Here is a 23883-nt window from a genome sequence, read left to right as displayed (position 1 = left end):
TCCGCAAAAGCCTTCAGCCTTTGCGCACAGTGCTCTGGTCGAGTTCCCGCAGCGCCTGCGCGATCCTCGTGCCGACCACCTCGAAGGAATGGTTGGCTTTGAGATAGGCATAGCCGGCGCGTGGCTTGGCCGCGGCCTCGGCCGGGCGGTCATAGATGGCGCGCAGGATCTCGGCGGCGTGGGAGACGTCGGGCTCCGCCCAGTAGCTGCCTTCCGACTCCGGATAGTCGTCCGGCGCCAGCCGCACCGGGCGGAAGGCCACCGGATAGCCGGTGGCGGGGGTGATCATGTCGCGCGGCCCGCCGAAATTGGTGGCGACGACGATCTTGCCGCTCGCCAGCGCCTCGGCGCAGCCGAGGCCGAAGCCTTCCGAGCGGTGCAGCGACAGGAAGACGTGGCAGCTCGCCATCAGCGCATCCATGCCCTCGCGGGTGAGGGTCTCGTCGATGATGACGATGCGCGGATCGCGTTCGATGAGCTCGTAGAGCCGCTCCTGCGCCTCGGTGCGCAGGTTGCCGCGCGCCTTGATGACGAGCTGGACATCCGACTTCACGACCGGGAAGGCGGCCATGAAGGCATGCACCGCGCCGAGCGGGTTCTTGCGCGTCATCACCGAGTCGTAGTCGAAGAAGCTGAGCACCCGCAGCGGCCCCTCGAAGGTCAGCATGGGCGGCGGCCGCGGCGACAGGCGGACCGGCTGCGGGATGAGGCGCACGGGCCGGTTCTGCTCGGCGGTGAGCATGTCGCGGATGAAGGTCGTCGGCGCCCAATAGGCGTCGAAGCGGTCGAAGATCGGCCGCACCGAGGACGGCGCCGTCGGCAGCTCCCAATAGGGATAGGCGATGTTGACCTGGTGCCGGGAGGCGCGGTCGGCAAAGGTCCGCAGGTCGATCAGGCCGAAGATCGACAGCGCCGCGGCGTGCTTGTCGGAGGCGGCGAGACGGCCCGCCAGCCGATCGTCGGCCTGGCGGCCGGGCAGCGGCACGTTGACCAGCCTTGAGGGGATCTGCGCGGCATCGAGCGCGCCGACCAGCAGGCGCGCCGCCTCGCCGAGCCCGATCTCGGACAGCAGATAGCCGACGACGTCGAGGCCGAAACGCTGGCGGGTCTTGTAGCCCTCGCCGATGCCGACCTCGGTCAGCAGGTCCTCGACGACATGGCCGAAGCGCCGGCGCGCGCTGCGTCTTTCCCGGCGCCCCGCCGGAACAAAGGCATGTCGAACCGACGCGTCGCTGCCGGACTTCATGGTATTATTATGACTGTCGGACGCGACATTCGAGATTCCATCGATTGCCGTCGCATCGTCCGGGCTGTCCGGCCCGGCGATAAGCTTCGCGTCACCCGGAATCTTCTTGGCCCCGTGCTCGCTCAGCCCTTTGCTCCCTGGCCACGCGCATAGACATCTTCATAGCGAACGATGTCGTCTTCGCCAAGATAGGTGCCGGTCTGCACCTCGATCAGCACCATCGGCACCTTGCCGGGATTCTCCATGCGGTGGACGGCGCCGAGCGGGATGTAGACGGACTGGTTCTCCGTCAGCAGCCGCGCCTCGTTGTCCACCGTGATGCGCGCCGTGCCGGAGACGACGATCCAGTGCTCGGAGCGGTGGAAATGGCTCTGCAGCGACAGCGACGCGCCGGGGTGCACGACGATCCGCTTGACCTGGAAGCGGTCGCCCAGCACCAGCGTCTCGAACCAGCCCCAGGGGCGGTGGTCACGCGGGAAATGCTCGGCCTGGCGCGATCCCTTGGCCTTCAGCGCGGTGACCGCCTGCTTGACGTCCTGCGCCCGCGAGCGGTCGGCCACCAGCACCGCGTCGGGCATGGCGACGACCAGCATGTCCTTCAGCCCGATGCCGACGAGCTCCAGCCCCTCGGCCTCCGAGCGCAGCAGCGATTCCTCGCAGTCGATGGCGGTGACCGGGCCATGCGCGGCGACGCCGTTCTCGTTCGGCCCGCCCTCGCGCAGCACCGACGACCAGTCGCCGAGGTCCGACCAGTCGCCGTCGAAGGGCACGACCTGCAGGTTCGACGAGCGCTCCATGATGGCGTAGTCGACAGAGATCTCCTCCGCCAGCTGCCACGGTGCCGGCGCGAGCCGCAGGAAGCCGAGGTCGGCCTGCGCCTCGCTCACCGCGCGCTTCACCGGCGCCAGCATGTCCGGCAGATGCGCCTCGAAGGCTTTGAGCGCGGTCTTCACCGACATCAGGAAGATGCCGGCGTTCCACAGATAGCGCCCATCCGCGAGCATGGTCGCGGCGCGGTCGGCGGCGGGCTTCTCGACGAATCGCTTGAGCGGGATCGCCGCCGGCTGGTCGCCCGCCGGCGGATGGGCGAGCTCCAGCCAGCCATAGCCGGTCTCCGGCCGGGTCGGCTTGATGCCGAAAGTGACAATCTGGCCGTCCTCCGCCGCTGCGAGGCCGGCCTCGACCGCGCGCACAAAGGCGTCGCGGTCGGGCATGACCTGGTCGGACGGCATGACCAGCATCGCCGCATCCGGATCGCGGGCGGCGAGGTATTGCACTGCAGCAAGAATCGCCGGGGCGGTGTTGCGCGGGCTGGGTTCGATGAGGATGGGACCGGCCTCGATCCCGGCTTCGGCGAGCTGCTCGGTGACGATGAAGCGGAAGTCGGAGTTCGTAATGATCAGCGGCGGCATGATCTTCGGGCCGGCCATCCGCCGCGCCGCCGCCTGAAAGAGCGTTTCACCGTCGCCCAGCTTGACGAACTGCTTGGGAAAACTTTTGCGGGAGAGCGGCCATAAACGTGTTCCGGAGCCGCCGCATAGAAGAACAGGGTAAAGGTTCGCCATGGGCCACGTGATGATCTGCGATGATGAAATGAGCTATCTTGGCCGGCCGGGGTCTAGAACGCAAGACGACCAAAATGACTTGACCACGATCCTTCGACAGAGTTGGCTACCGCACCGCAGCAGAGCGACGCTTTCACCGATCGATGGAGTGCCATGCCTATGCTCACCTGTTTCAAGGCTTATGACATTCGCGGACGTCTGGGAGAAGAACTTAATGAGGATATCGCCCGCCGCATCGGGCGTGCTTTCGTCGAAGCCCTCTCGGCGCGACGCGTGATCATCGGGCGCGACTGCCGCGCCTCGTCCGAGTCGCTGGCCGACGCCTGCATCGAGGGTCTCGTCGCCGGCGGTGCCGAGGTGTTGGACCTCGGCCTGTGCGGCACGGAGGAGATGTATTTCGCGGTGACGCATTTTGCCGCGGATGGCGGTATCGAGGTCACCGCCTCGCACAACCCGATGGACTATAACGGCATGAAGCTGGTGCGGAAGGGTTCCGCCCCGCTCGACACCGCCACCGGGCTCGCGGCGATCAAGATGCTGGCGGAAGGCCCGGCGCTGCCGTCGCGGCCGGGCGGGCATGTCGTCCCGGCGGAAGGCGCGCGCGCGGCCTATGTGGAGCGCGTGCTCTCCTTCGTCGACATGGCGGCGCTGCGTCCCCTGACCATCCTGGTCAATGCCGGCAACGGCGCGGCGGGGCCGACCTTCGACGCCATCGCCGAGGGCCTTGCCGCCCGTGGCGCGCCGCTGAGCTTCCTGCGGCTGCACCATGAGCCGGACGGCAGCTTCCCTAACGGCATTCCCAACCCGCTGCTGCCGGAGAACCAGCCGGTCACCGGGCAGGCGGTGGTGGCCGCCGGCGCCGACATGGGCGTCGCCTGGGACGGCGATTTCGACCGCTGCTTCCTGTTCGACCACACCGGCCGCTTCATTCCCGGCGAATATATCGTCGGGCTGCTCGCCGAGGTGTTCCTGACCAAGGAGCCGGGCGCGACCATCGTGCACGACCCGCGCGTCGTCTGGAACACCCAGCATGTGGTGGCGCGGGCCGGCGGCAACGCGGTGCAGGCGCGCACCGGCCACGCCTTCCTCAAGCAGGCGCTGCGCGACACCGGCGCCATCTATGGCGGCGAGATGTCGGCGCATCACTATTTCCGCGACTTCATGGCCTGCGATTCCGGGATGATCCCCTGGCTGCTGGTCGCGGAGCTGATGGGCCGGACGGGTAAGAGCCTGTCCGAGCTGGTGTCCGACCGCATGGCGGCCTTCCCGTCCTCGGGCGAGATCAACTTCCGCATCGCCGATCCGGAGGCGGCCATCGCCCGCGTCGAGGCGGCACTGTCGGGCCAGGAGCCGGCACGCGACGAAACCGACGGCCTGTCGCTGGCCTTCGCCGACTGGCGGCTGAACCTGCGCAAGTCCAACACCGAGCCCCTGCTGCGGCTCAATGTGGAGGCGCGGGCGCAGGACGGCATGATCGAGCGCCGGGTGGCGGAGCTGACCGACCTTATCCGGTCCTCGGCTACCCCCTGACGAATTGCCGGATGTCCAGCCGTTCCCGCGGCTGGACATCACGGACGAGTATGGTTACCTGCGGACCGAAGATTGTGGTCCCAAAGGGGGTTTTCGGTGAAGAAGGCGTTGGTCACGGGGGTGAGCGGGCAGGACGGTTCCTACCTCGCCAAATTGCTTCTGGAGAAGGGTTACAAGGTAACCGGCGCGATACGTCGCAATTCCCAGATCGAGATCGCGCGCCTGCAGAAGCTCGGGATCGCCGACGACATCGAATACGTCGATTTCGACCTCAGCGAGGTCAATAACATCACGCGCCTTATCCGCGGCACCGCCTTCGACGAGGTCTACAACCTCGCGGCGCAGAGCTTCGTCGGCTCGTCCTGGGAGCAGCCGATCTACGCGGCGGACGTGAACGGCCTCGGCGTCGTGCGCCTTCTCGATGCGATCCGCACCTTCACGCCCGAGGCGCGCTTCTACCAGGCCTCGACCTCGGAGATGTTCGGCCTGGTGCGGGCCGTGCCGCAGAACGAGGAGACGCCGCTCTACCCGCGCTCGCCCTATGGCGTGGCCAAGGTGTACGGGCACTTCATCACCATCAACTACCGCGAATCCTTCGGGCTGCATGCCTCCTCGGGCATCCTGTTCAACCATGAGAGCCCGCTGCGCGGTTCCGAATTCGTCACCCGCAAGATCACGCTGGGCCTGGCGCGCTTCGCCCATGGCCAGCATGTGCCGGTCGAGCTGGGCAACCTGAACGCCAAGCGCGACTGGGGCTTCGCCGGCGACTATGTCGACGGCATGTGGCGGATGCTGCAGCAGGACAAGGCCGACGACTATGTGCTCGCCACCGGCGTCACCACGCCGATCCGCGACTTCGTCAGCTTCGCCGCCGAGGCGCTCGACCTCGATCTCGAATGGTCCGGCGCCGAGGAGACCGAGCAGGCCGTCGACCGCAAGAGCGGCAAGGTGGCGATCAAGGTCAATCCGAAGTTCTACCGCCCGGCGGAAGTCGATCTCCTGCTCGGCGACGCCACCAAGGCGCGGACCAAGCTGGGCTGGGAGCCGAAGGTCGGCATCCGCGAGCTCGCGGGGATGATGGCGAGATCCGACTACGACGACTGGCGGGTCTGATCGGTGCGCACTGTTCCGCGCACATGAACGAAGGATCCCCGCGCGCCCTTCCTGGCGCGCGGTGGCCCGCGCGGGCGGGGATTTTCCGGCGCCACCCGCGGGCGAATGGCAGGGTCTTTGCTGAGGCCGAAGATGCCGGGCGAACGAACTGCGTGAGGCGCCGTGACGTTCATATCTTATGCGCAGAACTTTGAAGACGTCATGATCTGGCGTGCGCTCAAGCATGTGGAGCACGGCTTCTACATCGATGTCGGCGCCTTCTCCCCGGACCTCGACAGCGTCACCCGCGCCTTCAGCGAGAGGGGCTGGCACGGCCTCAACATCGAGCCGAACCCGCATTATCTGGCTGAGCTCGTGGCGGCGCGGCCGCGGGACATCAATCTCGGCGTCGCCGTTAGCGATTTCGACGGCGAGATCGAGCTGAGCGTGATCGAGGAGAGCGGCCTGACGACGGTCGATTCCTCGATCGCGAAAGGGCACGTCGATGCTGGCTGGGCACTGAACCCCATCAAGGTGCCGGCGCGGACGCTCGCCCGTCTGTGGGACGAGCACGTGCCCGCGGGGCAGGTGGTCCATTTCCTCAAGATCGACGTGGAGGGCCATGAGGCGGCGGTGCTGCGCGGCGCGGACTGGTCGCGTCACCGGCCATGGATCGTCGTGGTCGAGGCGACGCGGCCGAACACTCAGATCTCGACCCACGCCGAGTGGGAGGAGACGCTGATCCAAGCCGGCTATGCATTCGTCTACTGGGACGGCTTGAATCGCTATTACGTCGCCGGTGAACATCGCGCCCTCGCCGATTGCTTCGACGCTCCGCCTAATGTTTTCGATGGTTTCATTCTGGGCGCGCGGCAAATGGAGATCGAGAAAGTCGAACGCCTTTCGGGCGAGGTCGCCGAACTGAGGGAAGCGCTCGACCAACTGGCGGCCCGGTGGGCGAACCGGCAGGCGGGCCTCGAGCGGCGCCTGGATGAGGCGGCCGGCCGGCTGGCCCGCCTTTCCGATGAGCGGACCGAGCTGCGGCGCGCCCTTGACGAGATCAGCGGAGAGGCACGGCGGACGAGCCGCCATGTCGACTATCTCATCCGCCGCAGCATCCTGGAGCGGCTGCTGTTCCGGGCGTCGGGAAAGCCGAAGAAGACGTTCCGGCGCCTGATGTTCCACAATAGCGGCAAGCCGCGCGGCCTGTTCCGGCGCTGGGTGCTGCGCCGCGACGGCCAGCCGCGCAGCTTCTTCCGGATGTGGATGGCCAGCCCCGGCTACCAGGCGCTGCCGAAGGCCGTCGCGTTCCCCGGTGCCGGCACGGGGCTGGAGAGTGCACCGTCGGCGCCCGCCGAGCTCTCGCCCCGCGCCCGCTATTTCCAGAAGCGTCTCGACGCCTCGCAGACGCGCCGGCCGGAGGCCTGACGTGCGCATCGTCATCGACCTACAGGGCGCCCAGGGCGACAATTGCCGTCGCGGCATCGGCCGCTATTCGCTCGAACTCGCGCTCGGCATCGCCCGCCATCGCGGCGAGCACGAGGTACTGATCGCGCTCAACGGTCATTTCCGCGACACGATCGAGGATATCCGCGCGGCGTTCGACGGGGTGCTTCCGCGCGAGGCGATCCGCGTCTGGACGGCCCCCGGCCCGCTGGCCTGGCACGAGACGGCCAATGAACGGCGCCGGCAGGATGCGGAGCTGCTCCGCGAGGCGTTTCTGGCATCGCTGGAGCCGGATGCGGTGCTGGTGACAAGCCTGTTCGAGGGGCTGGGCGACGATGTCGTCACCAGTGTCGGGCGGCTGGTTCCACTGCCGACGGCGGTCGTGCTGTACGACCTGATCCCGCTGCTCAACGAGAAGGTCTACCTCGCGAACGACGTGGTGCGCGCGTGGTACCACGAGAAGCTCGGGCATCTTCGACGTGCCGACCAGCTCCTCTCGATCTCGCAGTCGGCCGCCGAGGAGGCCGTGACGGCGCTGGGCTGGGACCGGCAGCGCGTCGCGAACATCTCCACCGCCGCCGGGACGCAGTTCCGGCAGGCCGCTGTCTCGCCGCAGGACCGGGAGCTTCTTCGGCAGGGATATTCCCTGTCGCGGGACTACCTGATGTACACGGGCGGCATCGATCCCCGGAAGAACATCGAAGGGCTGATCCGCGCCTTCGCCCACCTGCCCGGCCCGGTGCGACAGGCGCATCAGCTCGCCATCGTCTGCAAGGCGAGCGCGCACGACAGGAAGCGGTTGACCGCGCTCGCCGCTTCCGTGGGACTGCCCGAATCGTCGCTCGTCATGACCGGCTTCGTGCCGGACGAGGATCTGGCCGTCCTCTACAATGGCTGCAAGGCCTTCGTGTTCCCGAGCCTGCATGAAGGCTTCGGCCTGCCGGCGCTGGAGGCGATGCAGTGCGGCCGGGCGGTGATCGCGTCCAACACGTCGAGCCTTCCCGAGGTCGTCGGCTGCGACGAGGCGCTGTTCGATCCGCGCGACGAGGCCGATATCGCGGCGAAGATCGAGCGGGTCCTGACCGACGACGCCTATCGCGTTCGGCTGGAAGCCCATGGGCTGTCGCAGGCGAGGCACTTCAACTGGGATGCGACGGCCATCCGTGCCATCGAGGCGCTGGAAGCCTCCTTCGGGACGCGCGGACAGCCGCTGCCGGATGCCTCGCCCGGCAAGCCTCGCCTCGCCTTCATCTCGCCGCTGCCGCCGGAGCGGTCCGGTATCGCCGATTACAGCGCCGACCTGCTTCCGGCGCTGGCGGAGCATTACGAGATCGAGGTGGTCGTCAGCCAGGACGACGTTTCGGATCCCTGGATCGTCGAAAACCTGCCCGTCCGGAACGTCGGCTGGTTCCGCCGAAATGCCGGCCGGTTCGATCGCATCCTCTATCATTTCGGCAATTCGCCGTTCCACGAGCACATGTTCGAGTTGCTGGAGACCATTCCCGGCGTCCTCGTCCTCCATGATTTCTTCCTGTCTGGCATCCAGATGTACCGGGGCATGAACAACTGGATGCAGTCGGTGCTGCACAGCCATGGCGTCGAGGGATTGGCCGCGCTCGCCCGCCCCGACAGCGAAGAGCACGGCGTCTGGACCTTTCCGGGCAATCTTTCCGTCCTGCAGAATGCGGCGGGCATCATCGTCCACAGCGAATGGTCGAAGCGGCTGGCCGAACAATGGTACGGCGCCGACGCCGCCCGCGACTGGGCCGTCGTCCCGTTGCTGCGCCGATCGGCCGACGGCGATGACGCCGCCCGCCTGGAGGCGCGGCGCCAGCTCGGACTGGCGGATGATCAGCTGGTCATCTGTTCGTTCGGCGACGTCACCCCGAACAAGCTGACGGTTGAGCTCGTCGAGGCCTTCGCCTCGGCCGTCGCAAAGCTCGGTCCCCGGGCGAAGCTGGTCCTCGTCGGCCGCGCGGGCGAAGCCTACAGCCATCGCGTCGAGCAGTTGAGCCGCACGTTCGGCCTGAAGAACCAGGTCGAGGTCACCGGCTGGGTCGATGCGGACACCTATCATCGCTACCAGCAGGCGGCCGATATCGCCGTGCAGCTGCGAACCATGTCGCGTGGCGAGACCTCCGCTGCCGCGCTCGACTGCATGAGGCACGGACTGCCGCTCATCGCCAATGCCAACGGCGCCATGGCGGAACTCGACGCCGATGCGGTTTGGCTCATTCCCGATCAGTTCGAGATCCCAGACCTGGCGAAGGCCCTCGTTCGCCTTGCGGAGGCACCCGATCTGCGCCAGCGCCTCGGCGCGGCGGCCCGCGCGCTGATCGCGGACCGGCACGCGCCGCCCCGCGCCGCACGGATGTACCGGGACGCCATCGAAGCCTTCAATACGCCGCTCCGGCGCGCGGTTCTCGGCCTGACCGATCGGCTGGCGCCGTCTCGTCCCGAGGCGGGGCACGATCGAGCGCTGGCGTCCGCGCTCGCCTCGAGCTTCCCGCCGCGGCCGCGCAGGCCATCCCTGTTCATCGACGTCAGCTACATTGCCGAGCTGGACGCGCGGACGGGGATCCAGCGCGTCACGCGCGCCATCGTGCAGGCGCTGCTGTCGCGATCCCATGCCTCGTTCTCGGTCGTACCTGTGCGTCGGGCGGCCGAGGGCCAATATGTCGTCGCCCTGCGATTCTCCGAGACGCTGGGTTGCATCGCGAAGACCTCGCTGCCGGAAGAGCCGATCGATGCTTTCCCGGGCGATGTTTTCCTGGGGCTCGATCTCGATGCCTTCAGGGATGAATTCGCGCAGGCCGAGGTCGACCGCATGCGCGCCATGGGGGTGAAGGTCGTGCACGTCGTGTACGATCTCCTGCCCGTGCGCATGCCGCAGCACTTCAACAGCGACACGCGCTGGTTCGTGAAATGGCTCTCGATGGTGGCCTCGCTCGACGGCGCCATCTGCATCTCCAGGGCCGTCGCCGACGATCTCGCCGCCTGGATGGTCGAGAGCGGGCCGGCGCGCAAGGTTCCGCTGGAGATCGGCTGGTTCCATCTCGGCGCCGACGTGACGAACTCCGCGCCGACCCGCGGCCTTCCGGCGGATGCCGAAGACGTGCTCGCCCGGCTTAAGCGATGCCCCACCTTCCTCGCGGTCGGCACGGTGGAACCGCGCAAGGGCTACGGGCAGACTCTCGCCGCCTTCGAGGCGCTGTGGGCCAAGGGGATCGACGTCAATCTGGTGATCGTCGGCAAGCCCGGATGGACCATGGGCGACCTCATCGACCGGCTGCGACGACACCCCGAGCTTGGGCGCCGCCTGTTCTGGCCGGACGAGGTCAGCGACGAATATCTCGAACGCCTCTATGCCGCCAGTAGCTGCCTCATCGCCGCCAGCGAGGGCGAGGGTTTCGGATTGCCGCTGATCGAGGCGGCGCAGCACAAGCTGCCCATCCTTGCCCGCGGCCTGCCGGTGTTCCGCGAGATCGCCGGCGTGCACGCCGCCTATTTCGACGGCGAGGCGCCGGAGGCTCTCGCGCAGGCGATCGAGCTCTGGCTTGCTGCTTTCCGCGAGGGACGGCATGTCCGCTCCGACGCGATGCCGTGGCTCACCTGGCAGGACAGCGCCGGGCAGTTGCTGCGCGCGGTAGGGGTGGAGGTTGAATCCGCGCCGCAAACCGCTTGTCAGTCCGCCTTCTCGAAGCGGTAGCCCGTAAGGGTCAGGTCGGTTTGATCGCTTACCCAGAGCCGGATTTCGACGTCAGCTGCAGAACCGGCGAGCTGTACCGTCTCGTCGAGTATCAAGCCGCTGGCTGCACCGTGACGGGTGATGGGGAAACGGCCGTGATTGATGGTGCCCTTTGACGAGGTCACATCGATCCAGGCTCCCGCCGGCGTTTCAAGCGTGCCCTTGACCGTCAGGCGATACGTGCCGGCTTCGGCCGGGAGATACGGACCATGGTAGAGGAATCCCGTCTGGCTGGTGGTGCGGAGCGTGCCTGCCGTCAGTTCGCCGACCTGGTGGGGCGTCTGCGCATTGAAGCTGTCGGTGCCTAGGGAATCCGGAGCGTTCCAGCGCAGCCGGCGGATGCTGTCATTCAGCGCCTGCTGGTCGGCAGCGGCGGCGAAGGCGGGAGCGAGCCTGACCACGGCATAGTTGTCCCGCTTGTCGACGGTCAGCAATCCCGTGCTCGCAAGCTCCTCGAGGATGGATTCCATGCTCTCGCGGAACACGGGCGGGCTCGGCCACGAATGGGCAGCCCACAGCAGATCGATATAAGGGAGCACGACCGCGTCGGCCTCCCTTCTTGCAAGCAGCAGCAGGACACGGCGGGCAAAATCCGCGTCGAGCTCGCCTGCCGAAAACCGGCGCATGACCGGCGGCCACTCTCGCCGTGCGAGAGATAGGTTCTTGTCGCCGCCGATGTTGTAGCTGCGGACGCCGACCGAGGGCGCGAGATAGTTGACGAAGAAGTCATTCCCATAGGGCAGGAAGGCCACCATCTCGCCCGGCCGGAGCGTCTGGCGCATATCCGTGACCAGATCACGGTCGATCGCCATGAAGCTCGCGCGGTTTGTGGTTGTCTCCCGCCAGTATCTCAGCGGATGCGGGAGGTTGCCGACGATCAGCAGCCCCGCGAGCAGGATCGCGAAGAAGGGGCGCCGGCCCTTGGCGAGGTGCGCCATCAGCAGCACCGTGAGCATCCAGAAGCCGAAGAATGCCAGCGCAACCCAGCGGTAGGAGGCGCGCATGTTTCGGAAGCCGGGAACGTTCTTCGACAGAATGGCGCTTCCGGTCGAGCCGATCGCCAGATTGCCCGGCATGAGCGCCTGGTCGACGGACATGTCCGGCGGCCGGACGGAGGCGAATTTGAGCGAGGGTCCGAGCGACATATAGAGGCCGAACAGAGCAATCAGCAGGATCGCCGTCGCGACCCATCCTTTCGATCGGGTCACGAACCATGCCGCGACACCGACGACCGCCACCGGCAGGATGAAGGTGGTGATCCAGACCGAGGCATCGCCGAAATAGCGCGCAGACGTGCGCGCCTCGCTCAGCCCGAGCATGTCCCATATCCACAGGACGCCCCTCGACGGCCAGAGGAAGAAGGTGACGTCGGCACCCCAACCCCTGAAGAAGGGAATGGACGCGGGTTCGAACTGCGGCTTGCCGATATAGGCGACATAGGCGAGGTAGGCCAGGATGAACGAGCCCGCGTGAAGAGGCGCGCCGAACAGCAGGAGATATCTCCTGCACTCCGGCATGGCGATGAATGCGCCGAGCAGGAACAGGCCCGCGCCGACCGCGAACATCATGAAGGTGTAGCCGTCCATGAACACGGCGACGAAGCAGGCGGCGAGATAGAAGGCGGCGATGCCGATCCGTCCCCGGATCTCGCGATCGAACGGAAAGACCAGCCGCACGACGGCGAGGAAATAGAACGGCAGCAAGGCGATGCCGATCGAGACCATCGAGAAGCCGGTATGTCTCCAGCCGACCGGCATGCTGATCCAGAGGAGAGCGGCGAGAATGGCGAGATAGGGGCCGAGCTGCAGGCGAAGCGCGATCCGCCAGGCCGACAGAAAGGCGACGGTGATCCAGAAGGCCGTCATCGCGGAATAGGCATCGGCAGGGTGCATCCCCGCTGCGATGAACAGTGCGGCAGGATAGGCACCGGCGAGCCCGAAGGCGATCGATGCCGGCTCGGGCGCGCCGAAATGAACGGCGAAAAGGCTCGGCGGAAAACTGTCGGCAAAGGACAGCGAAAAGCCGGAGGCCCATACGGCCTGGCCAAGGGTCGGTACGGCGATGCCGGGCAAGGCTCCGTATAGCGTCCATGCGAGCGCCAGCGCAGGGAGGAGCGCCAGATAAACGCCGATCGTCAGTTTCGGTATTGGCCCGTTCATTTCCGCATGCGCCCCAACGCCGTTCCCACGCCGAAGAAAAGCGCATCGCCGACCACGTTGACAATGCGTCCGAGCAGGACCGCCAGCAGCACCTCCGGCTCGGTGCCGATGCCGGCGAGCAGCACCAGCAGCACCGCCTCGCGCACGCCGAGGCCGGCGGGGGCGCCGGGCGTCACCAGCCCGACCAGCCACGACAGCACGAAGGCGCCGGCCACCGCCACCAGCCGTCCGGGCGCGGCGTCGATCTCCGGCGCGGCGATCACGAGGCAGCCGACGAACACCGCGCCCGACAGCGCCAGGAACAGCGCTTGCTCACCCAGCGCGATGGCGACGTGGCGCGAGAGGAAGCGGGCGGACAGCGCGATCGCAGCCGCCAGCGCGAGGGCGAAGGCGAGCAGGCTGGCGAAGGTGGGAATGTCCTTGAAGACGAGGTTCAGCGCCAGGCAGCCATAGATCGCCCCGGCGACGGAGATGAGCCCGAGCTCCCACAGCGTCGAGCGCGCCAGCGCCCATCCTCCGTAGCCGTCCGCCATGCCGATGGCGAGGCGGCCGGCGAACTGGAAGATGTTGCCGGGGATGTATTTGGCGAGCTGCGAGCTGCCATAGGCATAGATCGCCCAGCGCCGGGTCGTCGTCTCCCGGCAGAAGGCGAGCAGGTTGCGCCAGGCCAGCGCCAGGAAGGTGTTGGCGCCGCCATAGACCATGGCGAGCAGGACGAGCACCGCCAGATGCGCGCCGGTCAGCCGCTCGAAATCGATGCCGGCCGCGTGCTGGCGCAGGCGCAGGACCACGAACACGCCGCCGATGATCGCCAAGGCGCCGCCGGCCCAGTGCAGCAGGCGTTTCATCGGCCCGCAGCTAGCCGCGCGTGCTGCGGGCGCGGCACAGCATCATCGTCCACGGGATGGGCGAGCGGACCTCGATGACGTCGAAATAGCGCGAGACCAGGCCGGTGATCCCCGCCTTGGACCAGTGCTGGATGTGACCCTCGGTATTGCCGAGCGAGGTGAGGTACTTGCCGCGCGCCATGTTCATCGCACGCCACAACGGTTCGCGCGGCACGCTGATGATGAGATGGTCGGTGACGATCCCCTTCAGCGTCTCCAGCGCCGCCTCCGGCTGCTCGAGATGCTCCATCACCTCGCAGCACACGATGAGGTCGGCGCTGTCCTCCGGCGCCTTCAGCTCATAGATGCTCTTGACGCTGAAGATGTCCGAGGGGACGCCGATGGTCTGCGCGTTGGCGCGGGCCATGTCGATGACCTGCGAGGAGAAGTCGCTGCCGCGGGCCTTTATGCCCATGGCGTTCCACTGGTTGGTCCAGTAGCCCTCGCCGCACCCGACCTCGTGGATCGTCTTCGGCGCCGCCATGCCGACGAAGCCCGACAGGCTGTCGGAGAAGCCCTGCATCAGATAGCGCACGACGGGGTTACGCGACCCGTATTTGTCGAAGACATTGCCGATGGCGATGTCGTCTTCCTTCAGTCCGCCCGCGATCTTCATCTGTCCGGTCTGGTCCTGTTCCGGCCGGCTATGCCTGGCTCTGCTTCTTCTGCGCGTACCGCACCTCTTCCATCAGCCGGCGATTGGCGGCCAGGAGGTCGGCGACGAAGGCGATCAAGATGGTCTGGAAGCCCATGCCGAGCAGGATGCTGCCGAGGATGAGCGACTGAACGTGGCCTTCGCCGCTGCCTTCCAGGAAGAACCACACGAAGCGCAGGCCGATCAACGTGCCCAGCGCGAAGAGCACCGCGCCGATGGTGCCGAAGAAGCGGAACGGCCGGTAGATGACGAAGATGCGGATGATCGTCGCGATCGAGCGGCGCAGATAGGACGGGATGCTCTTGACCAGCCGCGAGGGGCGCAGGTCGCCGTTCACCCGCACCGGCACGGAGACGATCGGGATGCCGCGCTGGCCGGCCTGGATGATGGTCTCGAGCGTGTAGGTGTAGTTGTTGAAGACGATGAGCTGCTGCGCCGCGTCGCGCGAGATGGCGCGGAAGCCGCTCGGCGCGTCGGGGATGTCGGTCTTGCTCGCCACCCGGACGACCCAGCTGCCGAGCTTCTGCAAGAGCTTCTTGACCGGCGAGAAATGCTCGATGGTGGCGATGGGGCGCGCGCCGACCACGATGTCCGCGCGCCCTTCCAGCACCGGCGCGACCAGGGCGGGAATGTCGGCGGCGTTGTACTGGTTGTCGGCGTCGGTGTTGACGATCACGTCGGCGCCGAGGCGCAGGCAGGCGTTGAGCCCGGTCATGAAGCCGCGGGCGAGGCCCAGATTGACGCTGTGGCGCACGACATGGTCGACGCCGTTGGCGCGCGCGATGGCGGCCGTGTCGTCGCTGCTGCCATCGTCGATCACCAGCCACTCGACGACATCGAAGCCCTCGACCTGACGCGGCAGTTCGGCCAGCGCGATGGCGAGTGTTTCCGCCTCGTTGTAGCAGGGGATCTGGATGATGAGCTTCATGTACGGTGCGCGGCCCCGCTGGAGAGGTTGGTGTCCCTTGAGGAACCATCCATAAACAAACGACGCCGCCGTAGGAATACCCGGCTTCACGCTTTCGTGCGGAACGCGGCGGCTGAGAATCAGGGCCTCGATGCCGGCATCAGACCGCGCTCCGGCCCGTCCCGTCGGCTTCCACCACCTGACGCGGCCAGGGGTTGCGGCCGTCGCGCAGCCAGATCAGCGTGTCGAGCCAGAAGCCGGCGGCGTGGCTGTCGTGGAACAGCTCGAAATGCCCGATGGCGTCGCGGCCATAGTCGGCCGGAGCGATCCGCACCAGCGTGCGGGCCGCATTGGTGTAGTAGCGCAGCCCGCGGCGCACCGCCGGGATGGTGCCGAACTCGTCGTCGGTGACCGAGACGGCGAGGATCGCCGCCCGCACGCTCGCCATGCGGAACAGCACGTCGGCGCGCTCGGCGCGCGGATGGCTGGTCTCGAAGCGGGGGCCGCGGAAGCTCCATTCATGCGCCACGCCGGCCGGCAGGTCCTCCAGCCAGCCGAGCCGCCTTCCGGGAAAATAGCCGTACAACGCGGTCGCCGCCGGCATGGCGACATGCCATTTCAGCAGCAGAGGCAGCCGCCGGCGCGGCGCATAGTCCGGCCACCAGGCATATTGCGCGCCGACGGTGAGCATGCGCGCGATCAGCCGGCCGTTCTCGGCCATTCCCGGCAGGAAGCCGCCAATGCTGTGGCCGACCACCATGAGCGAGCCCGAGCGCGCCTGCCGCGCCATGAAGCCGAGCGCGGCGTCGACATCCTTCTCGCCCCAGTCGCGCCAGCGATAGCCGGAACCGCGCAGGCTCGCCGGACGCGAGGCGCCGATGCCGCGATAATCGAAAGTGAGCACGTCGAAGCCGTGGCCGGCGAGGAAGCGGGCGTAGAGGTGATAATAGCGCGCGAGCACGCCGGTGGCGGGATTGACGACGACCGCGCCGGCGGCGCCGCGCCGGCGTCCGGGCCAGAAATGCCCGCCCAGCACCACGCCGTCGCGGCAAGGAATCTCAACGGTGTGCGGCTCGGCCTCGAGCATGGCGTCCCTCGTCGATGCGCGAGACGCTAGAGGCGGGCCCGATCAATGTACATCGACTCGTTAGTATGCATCGGGTCCGGCGACGGCGCCGCGACGCGCCGCCCGCCAGTGATGTCAGGCCGGCGATGTCAGGCCGGCGTGGGGCGCGAGCGTACGCTGACGAGGATGATCAGCGCCGCGACGAGGAGCACCGCGCTGGCGGCGGCGAACACCGCCTGCGCGCCGCTGGCGTCGAAGATCATGCCGCCGCCGGCCGCGCCGATGGAGATGGCGAGCTGCACCGCCGCCACCAGGAGGCCGCCGGCGGTCTCGGCCTGGTCGGGCACGGTGCGGGTGAGCCAGGTCGACCAGGCGACCGGCACGGCGCCGAAGGCGAGGCCCCAGATCGCCACCATCAGCGAGTCCGCCAGCGGCGTGCTCTGCAGTGTCGCGAGACCCAGGCCGAGCGCGCCCATGAGCAGCGGCATGGAGACGAGGGCGAGGCGCAGGCTGCGCTCCAGCACCGGCCCGGCGAGCAACGTGCCGGCGAAATTGGCCACGCCGAAGCCGAGCAGAATGCCGGACACCGCGCTGATGCCGACCCCCGACACCGTCTCCAGGAAGGGACGGATATAGGTGAAGAAGGCGAAGTGCCCGGCGAAGACCAGCAGCGCCGAAAACAGGCCGATGCCGATGCGCGGCCGGCGCAGCACCTCGATAAGGGTGCGCAGGCCCGCCGTGCCGGCCGGCGGCATCTTCGGCAGGGTGGCGAGCTGGAAGGCCAGCGTGGCGACCGCGAGCCCCGCGGCGATCAGGAACACGGCGCGCCAGCCGAGCAGGTCGCCGACATAGGAGCCGACCGGCGCGGCGAAGATGGTGGCGGCGGAGACGCCGCTGAACATGAGCGACAGCGCGCGCGGCACCAATGCCTCTGGAACGAGGCGCATGGCGAGCGCCGCCGACATCGCCCAGAAGCCGCCCAGTGCCGCGCCGAGCAGCACGCGCCCGACGATCAGCGAGGCGAGGTCCGGCGCGAAGGCGACCAGGAGGTTGGAGACGATCAGCAGGAGGGTGAAGGCCAGCAGCACGATGCGCCGGTCGATGCGCCGCGTCGCCGCCGAGACGAGGAGGCTCGCCACCAGCGCCACGGTGGCGGTGGCGGTGACCGCCTGGCCGGCGGCGCCTTCGGTGATGCCGAGATCGGTCGCCATCGGCGTGAGCAGGCTGGCGGGCAGGAATTCCGCCGTCACCAGCCCGAACACGCCGAGCGTCAGTGAGAACACGGCGGCCCAGGCCGGCGCGATGGTCTGTTCGACAGGTGCCGGCATGTCGAAGGCGGACGGCTCGGCCGCGGCGTCGAGAGCCGGCGCGGGGCCGGCAAGCGCGCCCGCGTCGGCGGCGGCCTCCTGCCACTGCAATGCGTCGCTCATTGGGAGTCCTTTCGGAGAAGCGTTGTGCGTTGCAACACCAGATAGGCTGGATTCGCCGGACGATCCATGTCATCAATTCCGAGATGATTGATCATTCGTCCGGCAATGGCAGCAATGGCCGCGTGGGCCGTCTCACCGCCGATCTGGTGAGCGAGCTGCTGATGGGCATGCGCCTCGTCGGCATCGACTATCGCCGCATCGAGCTTTCCCCGCCCTTCGGGCTGCGCTTCGGCCTGGCGGAAGGGCGCGCGCAATTCCATTTCGTCGCGCAGGGGCCGGTGTTCCTGCGCCGTGCCGACGGCACCATGCACGAGATGGCGACGGGGGACGCGGTGCTGCTGCCGCGCGGCGGCGTGCACGACCTCGTCTCGGAGCCGGAACTGCCGTGCCGGGACGTGTCGGCCTATGCCGCCGCGCCGCTCTGCCCGAGCGTCAGCGCCATCAAGGCCTGCGCCGGGGAGATCTGCCCGACCACGCGGGTCCTGGTCTTCAGCGGCTGCATGGAGTTCGATCTCGGCGGCATGAACCCGCTCATCGCGCTGATGCCGGAGCAAATGTTCGCCGGCACGCTGCTCGGCCGCTATCCCGAGATAATGCCCATGCTGGAGGCGATGGAACGGGAGACGCGGGGCGACCGGGCGGGCTTTGCCGGCGTACTCGCGCGGCTCGCCGACGTCGTCTCCGCCTTCATCGTCCGCGCCTGGGTGGAATGCGGCTGCGGCGACGCCAGCGGCTGGATCTCGGCGCTGCGCGACCCGCGCCTCGGCCGGGTGATCGCCGCCGTGCACCGCGATCCCGGCCGCGACTGGACGGTGGCGGAGCTCGCCGCCGAGATGGGCGCGTCGCGCTCGGTCTTCGCCGAGCGCTTCCTCGAGGTGACCGGCATGACGCCGCTGCGCTACCTGACCGAGCTGCGCATGCGGCTCGCCGCGCAATGGATCGGCCGCGACCGCATGCCGATCGAGGTCGCCGCGCATCGGCTCGGCTATGGCTCGCAGGCGGCCTTCAGCCGGGCCTTCAAGCGCGTCACCGGCCATCCGCCCGGGGCGCTGCGCAGCGATGCGGTACCCAATCCCTGAAAACACAATCGGCCCGATCCTGCGATCGGGCCGATCAATGTCCACGCCCGAAGGCGTGATGTCCGACGGCTGAACTCAGCGAGTCGCGCGGGCGTCGAGCTCGACCTGGTTCTGGATCGCCGCGGCGCCGTTGCGCGCGGCGAAGGTGTCGGCAGCGTTGCGGCCTTCCACGACGACCGGCTGGCGGGGGCCGTAATAGGTGGCGGCGTCGGCGACGGAAACGGCGCCCAGGGCGACGGTGGCGGACAGGACGGCGAGGGTGAGGAACTTGTTCATGGTGGTTCTCCTTGATCGCTGGACCGTTGGGGGGCGTCCAGTCATGTAAGGAGGATAGGGACGGGCTCCGGCCGCCGACATCATGCCTGGGCTTAGCGCCGTCATAAGTTCGGCTGTGACCGTCATATCTTGGCATAGGTGCCCCAAGGGGACCTACCGGGCGCCGCCGACAGAGTTGGCGCGCTTTCGAAAGACCGCGCCTCGCGCCGCTCCTCAAATCGAGCCGCTGCCGATCCGGCGGCGCATGACCCGGCGAGTGCCGGGCGCTAGTCGAGGGCCCGATGATGACGTGGTGCAAGGGTGCGAGGACGGCCTGTGTCGCCGCGATGGTCCTGTCTCTCTGGCCGGGCCTCGCGCAGGCGAGCAATCCGGGCGATCCCTATGCGGCGGGTCCCCATCCGGCCGGCCCCGTCCAGGAAGGCTTCTATTCCGTCGCGCCGGCCGAGCTGCCGGGCCGCGCTGGCACGCTGATCCGCGCCGAGCCGGTTGCCCCGCCGCCCGGCGCCAGCGTCGCCTACCGCATTATCTACCGTTCGCGCAGCGATGCCGGCCGGCCCGTCGCCGTCTCCGGCGTCATCGCCGCCGGGCCGCAGGAGAGCCGGGCGCCGCGGCCGGTGGTCTCCTGGGGCCACGGCACGACCGGCATCGCGCCGGGCTGCGCGCCCTCGCTCATGCCGCAGCACGATTTCCGCTCCATCAGCGGCCTGCAGCAACTGCTCGCGGACGGTTATGTCGTGGTGGCGACCGACTATCAGGGGCTCGGCGAGGGCAGCGTCCATCCCTATCTCGACGGCCGCAGCGCGGCGCATGCGATGATCGACGCGGTGCGCGCCGCCCGCGCGCTTCCCGGCCTCCACGCCGGCAGCCGCTACGCGACCTGGGGCTTCTCGGAAGGCGGTCAGGCCTCGCTCTTCGCCGGGCAGGTCGCCCGCAGCTACGCGCCGGAGCTGCGGCTGGAGGGCGTGGCCGCGGTGTCGGCGCCGACCCAGCTTCGCCGCCTGCTGGCGTCGGATATCGGCACGCCGGCCGGCGACGTCGTCGCCTCCTTCGCCGCCTGGTCGTGGAGCCGCTCCTATGGCCTGCCGCTCGGCGAGGTCGTCCGGCCCGAAGCGGTGCCGACGGTGGCGCGCATCGCCACGCTGTGCAGCATCGGCCTGCCCGAGCGGCTGGCGCTGGGTCTGGCGGCGCTGACCTACGGCCAGACCGGCTTCCTGCAGCCCGGCGCCGCGCACCGCGCGGACTGGGGCCGCGTGATCGCCATGAACTCGGCGCAGCCGCGGCGCGGCGTGCCGGTCTTCCTCGCCCAGGGCGAGGGCGACGCGCTCGTCGCGCCAGCGGCGACACGGGACTTCGCCCGCCAGCTCTGCCGCGACGGGGTCAAGCTCGACTATCGGGAAGTTCCCTTCGCCTCGCATGGCGATGCGGCGACGGCGAGCGCCAGCGCGGCGACGGACTGGCTCGCCGCCCGGCTGTCCGGCGCGCGGCCGATAAGCGACTGTGCGACCCTCGCGGCGAGGGAACGCTCGCGCTAGCTTATTGAATCTAGAGCCCGCGCAGCTCCGCGCGCAGGCGGCGAAAGGCGCGCCGGATCCAGCGCTTCGCCGCCTCCAGGCGCAGCGCGACGACGATGCGGCGGCGCACGGCATTGGCGGTGTCGATCACCCAGGCCATCCAGCGAATCGTCATGAGCTGCGGCCGGCCGGCGGTGAAGACGCGCTCGATCAGCACGAAGCTGACGAGATGGGCGATGAGGAACAGTGCCGTGCCGCGTTTCGGCCAGCCGTCGGCGGCCCAGACGAGGCCGAGGAACTTCAGCGGCTCGACGATGGCGTAGGGCACCAGCAGCAGGATCAGCACGGCAAGCGCCGGCAGCTTCCCGATCCAGCGCTCGAAGGCCTGCATGATGCCGAGCGCGGCGAGGCGGGCGAGCAGCGGGCGGTAGATCGGCCGCACCAGCTCGTCGAGGATGATGACGAGGGCGGCGACGAGGCGGAAGATCCAGCCGAGCGCGGTGCCGAGCGTCCTGAAGAACGGGTATCGCCGGCGCGGGCCGGGCGACCGGGCGGGAAGCGGATCGGGAGCTCGGTCGCTGTCGGACATTCCGGGGCGATGATGCGTCTTATCGTCGGGATGGTCATCCATCCGCGTGGCGGAGCTCCGCGTGAAGGCGGCTCAGGCGCCCGCGGTGTCGCGCTCGCCGAGCGCACGGTCGATGCACTCGATCATGTCATGGCCGTCGAACGGCTTGGCGAGGAAGCCGACGGCGCCGGCGGCGTCCACCTGGCGGCGGATGCGCTCCTCGGGAAAGGCAGTGATGAAGATCAGCGGCGTGGCGTCGCCGTTCGAGCGCAGATGGCTCTGCAGCTCGACCCCGCTCATGCCGGGCATCTGCACGTCGGTGATGACGCAGGCGGTCTCCCCGAGCAGCGGCGAATTGAGAAAATCCTCGGCGGACGCAAAGGTGCGGGCCGAGAAGCCCAGCGACCGCACCAGGCTTTCGGTAGCGATGCGGACGGATTCGTCGTCATCGATGATCGTGATCATCGGGGGGGAGGACACGTCAGGACACCTCGATATGGAGTTTCCGGCACGCTCTCGATGGCCGGGCTGTCTTTGGTATAGCCCTGCTTATCCCCAACTTCGAATTATACACACGTTTGTCGAATTATCTTTTGGCACTGGATAGACCCAACGTTTCGGCCATGCGGACCAGCTCGGCGAGCGAATGGGCGCCCATTTTCCGCATCACATGCCCGCGGTGGATCTTCACCGTAATCTCGCTCAGGCCCACCTCCGCCGCGACCTGCTTGTTCATCAGGCCGGAGGTCACCAGCTCCATGACCTGCTTCTCGCGCGGGGTGAGCGTCTCGTAGAGGTTCTGCACGCCGGAGACCGCCTTGCGGGCCTCGCGCCGCTCGCGGTCGAGGCGGATGGCCGACGCCACCGCGTCGAGCATGTCCTGGTCGCGGAACGGCTTGGTGAGGAAGTCGACGGCGCCGGCCTTCATCGCCCGCACGGTCATCGGGATATCGCCGTGGCCGGTCATGAAGATGGTGGGCATCTCGATCTCCGAGCGCGCGAGCTGCGCCTGGAAGTCGAGCCCGCTCACCCCCGGCAGCCTTATGTCGAGGACGAGGCAGCGCGCCACCTCCGGGAGCTTGGCCGCGAGCAGCTCGGCGGCCGAGGCGAAGAGCTCGACCTGCAGGCCGACCGAGCGGAACAGGCTGGAAAGCGCCTCGCGCAGGGCGGGATCGTCGTCGACCACGATGACCAGCGGGTCGCTCGGCGGTGCGGAGGGACGGGGCTGCGGGCGTTGGGTCACGACAGTCTTTCCTTCGGCACGGGGAGCATGACGGTGAACAGCATGCCGCCTTCGACATGGAGCGTGGCGAGGATCTTCCCGCCATGGGCCTCGATGATAGAGCGCGATATGGACAGGCCCATGCCCATACCGTCCTTCTTGGTGCTGTAGAAGGCGTTGAACAGCTTGGCGAGACTGTCGGGATCGACGCCCGGCCCGTTGTCGCGGACCTCGATCAATACGGCGTCGCCTTCCTCGCTGCTGCCCATCCGGGTGGTGATCCAGAGCCGCCTGTGCCGCTCGTTCACGCCGGCCATGGCCTGGATGGCGTTGAGCGCCAGGTTGAGCGCCACCTGCTGCAGCTGCACCCGGTCGCCGAGCACTACGGGCAGCTGCTGCGCCAGAGCGAGGTCGAGCGTCACGCGGTGGTCGCTGCGCTCGCGCTCCACGAGCGGCAGCACCTCGTCGATCATCTCGTTGACGTCGACCGGCGCCTGTATCGGCTCGCCGCGGCGGGCCAGGGCGCGCAGCCGCGCCACCACCTCGCTGGCCCGGCGGCCATTGGCGATCATCCGCTCCACCGAGGCCTTGACCTCGGCGATGTCGGGCTCGGGGCGGCCGAGCCAGCGCAGCCCGGCCTCGCCATTGGTGACGACGGCGGCGAGCGGCTGGTTGATCTCGTGGGCAATGGAGGCGGTCAGCTCGCCCATGGTGGCGACGCGGGTGACGTGGGCGAGCTCGGCCTGGGTCTGGTGCAGCGTGTCCTCGGCATGCTTGCGCTCGGTGATGTCGCTGTTGGTCTCCATGGCGGCGAGCGGGCGCCCGCGCTCGTCGCGCTGAAGCGACCAGCGGCTCATCACCACGACCTTGGTGCCGTCCTGCTTGGTGTGGACGAGTTCGCCCTCCCAGCGGCCGGTGCGGAAGAGCTCGGCGCGGATGTCGGCGAGCGGGCCGGGGAACTCGGTCTTCAGCAGCTCGGCGGCCTTCAGCCCGACCGCCTGATCGCTGGTCCAGCCATAGAGCTCCTCGGCGCCCTTGCTCCAGTACTGGACGGTGTCGGCGATGTCGCGCACGAAGATGGCGTCGTGGGTGAGGTCGAGCAGGTCCGCCTGCGCGCGCAGCGACTGGGTGGCGGCCTGGTTCTCCAGGCAGAGCAGCGTGGTGACGGTGACGGCGGCGATGCTGACCAGCGCCCGCATGGTCGAGGAGAGGTCGTAGTCGCTGCCATGCATGATGAGGAAGCTGAGCACGGTCAGGCCGACGCACAGGCCGGCGATGGCGAGCAGGCCCTTGCGGTCGGAATAATTGGCCGAGAGCAGCACGACGACGACGTAGAGCACGGCGATCGCCATATCGAGCGCGGAGAAGGTGTCGATGATGAAGATCGCGGCGGCGAGTGCGGCGGCAATGACTGGCATGAACCAGCGGCTCGACGGGGTATCGTCCAAGATGACGCCTCTTGAAATGAACATCGTCCTCGCCTGCCTGTACGATCC

19 protein-coding genes are annotated in these 23883 nt (G+C 68.2%); 6 read left to right on the top strand and 13 right to left on the bottom strand.

Features of this window, described 5'->3' with window-relative positions:
* Positions 1 to 13: 13 nt before the first annotated feature.
* Together SNOV_RS18760 and SNOV_RS18755 are read right to left on the bottom strand one after the other, a co-directional pair.
* On the bottom strand, positions 14 to 1246 hold the full coding sequence (locus SNOV_RS18760; RefSeq protein ID WP_013168545.1) for a glycosyltransferase: 1233 nt from the start codon (positions 1244 to 1246) through the stop codon (positions 14 to 16).
* 122 nt (positions 1247 to 1368) lie between these two features.
* Positions 1369 to 2811, bottom strand: coding sequence for a mannose-1-phosphate guanylyltransferase/mannose-6-phosphate isomerase (locus SNOV_RS18755; protein WP_013168544.1), 1443 nt, complete (start codon positions 2809 to 2811; stop codon positions 1369 to 1371).
* 159 nt (positions 2812 to 2970) lie between these two features.
* Between SNOV_RS18755 and SNOV_RS18750 the strand changes: the two genes are divergently transcribed.
* The 4 genes from SNOV_RS18750 (at position 2971) to SNOV_RS18735 (ending at position 10588) form a co-directional block, all read left to right on the top strand.
* Entirely contained in the window at positions 2971 to 4341 is a 1371-nt protein-coding gene (locus tag SNOV_RS18750; RefSeq protein WP_013168543.1) for a phosphohexomutase domain-containing protein, read from the top strand.
* 96 nt (positions 4342 to 4437) lie between these two features.
* A complete protein-coding gene (gmd, locus tag SNOV_RS18745; protein ID WP_013168542.1) occupies positions 4438 to 5454 on the top strand; it encodes a GDP-mannose 4,6-dehydratase in 1017 nt (338 codons plus the stop codon).
* A gap of 162 nt (positions 5455 to 5616) precedes the next feature.
* Positions 5617 to 6861 (top strand): FkbM family methyltransferase, encoded by a 1245-nt coding sequence (locus tag SNOV_RS22720; protein WP_013168541.1) that lies wholly within the window; start codon positions 5617 to 5619, stop codon positions 6859 to 6861.
* A 1-nt stretch (position 6862) separates the two neighbouring features.
* On the top strand, positions 6863 to 10588 hold the full coding sequence (locus SNOV_RS18735; protein WP_013168540.1) for a glycosyltransferase: 3726 nt from the start codon (positions 6863 to 6865) through the stop codon (positions 10586 to 10588).
* On the opposite strand, the gene SNOV_RS18730 is transcribed toward SNOV_RS18735, so the two are convergent.
* From SNOV_RS18730 to SNOV_RS18705, 6 genes are all read right to left on the bottom strand, one after another.
* Positions 10564 to 12786, bottom strand: coding sequence for a hypothetical protein (locus SNOV_RS18730; protein WP_013168539.1), 2223 nt, complete (start codon positions 12784 to 12786; stop codon positions 10564 to 10566). The two genes, SNOV_RS18735 and SNOV_RS18730, sit on opposite strands and share 25 nt — an antisense overlap.
* Positions 12783 to 13634, bottom strand: a complete 852-nt coding sequence (locus SNOV_RS18725; RefSeq protein WP_013168538.1) for a hypothetical protein — start codon at positions 13632 to 13634, stop codon at positions 12783 to 12785. Before SNOV_RS18725 ends, SNOV_RS18730 begins: the two co-directional genes overlap by 4 nt.
* Positions 13635 to 13644: 10 nt before the next feature.
* A complete protein-coding gene (locus SNOV_RS18720; RefSeq protein WP_013168537.1) occupies positions 13645 to 14289 on the bottom strand; it encodes a class I SAM-dependent methyltransferase in 645 nt (214 codons plus the stop codon).
* 28 nt (positions 14290 to 14317) lie between these two features.
* Complete coding sequence (locus tag SNOV_RS18715; RefSeq protein ID WP_013168536.1) at positions 14318 to 15256, bottom strand: glycosyltransferase family 2 protein; 939 nt, start codon at positions 15254 to 15256, stop codon at positions 14318 to 14320.
* 139 nt (positions 15257 to 15395) lie between these two features.
* A complete protein-coding gene (locus SNOV_RS18710) occupies positions 15396 to 16322 on the bottom strand; it encodes an alpha/beta hydrolase family protein (RefSeq protein ID WP_013168535.1) in 927 nt (308 codons plus the stop codon).
* 128 nt (positions 16323 to 16450) lie between these two features.
* On the bottom strand, positions 16451 to 17731 hold the full coding sequence (locus SNOV_RS18705) for an MFS transporter (RefSeq protein WP_013168534.1): 1281 nt from the start codon (positions 17729 to 17731) through the stop codon (positions 16451 to 16453).
* An 83-nt stretch (positions 17732 to 17814) separates the two neighbouring features.
* Here SNOV_RS18705 and SNOV_RS18700 point away from each other — a divergent pair, with 83 nt between their 5' ends.
* Positions 17815 to 18810, top strand: a complete 996-nt coding sequence (locus SNOV_RS18700; RefSeq protein ID WP_041782412.1) for an AraC family transcriptional regulator — start codon at positions 17815 to 17817, stop codon at positions 18808 to 18810.
* A 75-nt stretch (positions 18811 to 18885) separates the two neighbouring features.
* Here SNOV_RS18700 and SNOV_RS18695 read toward each other — a convergent pair whose 3' ends face one another.
* Positions 18886 to 19086: a hypothetical protein gene (locus tag SNOV_RS18695; protein WP_013168532.1), complete on the bottom strand. Its 201-nt coding sequence runs from the start codon at positions 19084 to 19086 to the stop codon at positions 18886 to 18888.
* 326 nt (positions 19087 to 19412) lie between these two features.
* Here SNOV_RS18695 and SNOV_RS18690 point away from each other — a divergent pair, with 326 nt between their 5' ends.
* A complete protein-coding gene (locus SNOV_RS18690) occupies positions 19413 to 20618 on the top strand; it encodes a lipase family protein (RefSeq protein ID WP_049785759.1) in 1206 nt (401 codons plus the stop codon).
* A gap of 10 nt (positions 20619 to 20628) precedes the next feature.
* Here the strand turns inward: SNOV_RS18690 and SNOV_RS18685 are convergent, their stop codons facing one another.
* The 4 genes from SNOV_RS18685 to SNOV_RS18670 all read right to left on the bottom strand — a co-directional run bounded on the left by SNOV_RS18685 (position 20629) and on the right by SNOV_RS18670 (position 23835).
* Positions 20629 to 21186: a hypothetical protein gene (locus SNOV_RS18685; protein WP_187291074.1), complete on the bottom strand. Its 558-nt coding sequence runs from the start codon at positions 21184 to 21186 to the stop codon at positions 20629 to 20631.
* Positions 21187 to 21258: 72 nt separating this feature from the next.
* A complete protein-coding gene (locus SNOV_RS18680) occupies positions 21259 to 21630 on the bottom strand; it encodes a response regulator transcription factor (RefSeq protein ID WP_041782410.1) in 372 nt (123 codons plus the stop codon).
* Positions 21631 to 21751: 121 nt separating this feature from the next.
* A complete protein-coding gene (locus tag SNOV_RS18675; RefSeq protein WP_013168528.1) occupies positions 21752 to 22408 on the bottom strand; it encodes a response regulator transcription factor in 657 nt (218 codons plus the stop codon).
* A complete protein-coding gene (locus SNOV_RS18670) occupies positions 22405 to 23835 on the bottom strand; it encodes a PAS domain-containing sensor histidine kinase (protein WP_244412791.1) in 1431 nt (476 codons plus the stop codon). The genes SNOV_RS18675 and SNOV_RS18670 overlap by 4 nt, the downstream gene beginning before the upstream one ends.
* Positions 23836 to 23883: the final 48 nt, after the last annotated feature.

Source organism: Ancylobacter novellus DSM 506, assembly GCF_000092925.1.
Lineage (GTDB): Bacteria > Pseudomonadota > Alphaproteobacteria > Rhizobiales > Xanthobacteraceae > Ancylobacter > Ancylobacter novellus.
The sequence above is the reverse complement of the archived record's forward strand: the minus strand, read 5'-3'. Positions and strand labels throughout refer to the sequence as shown.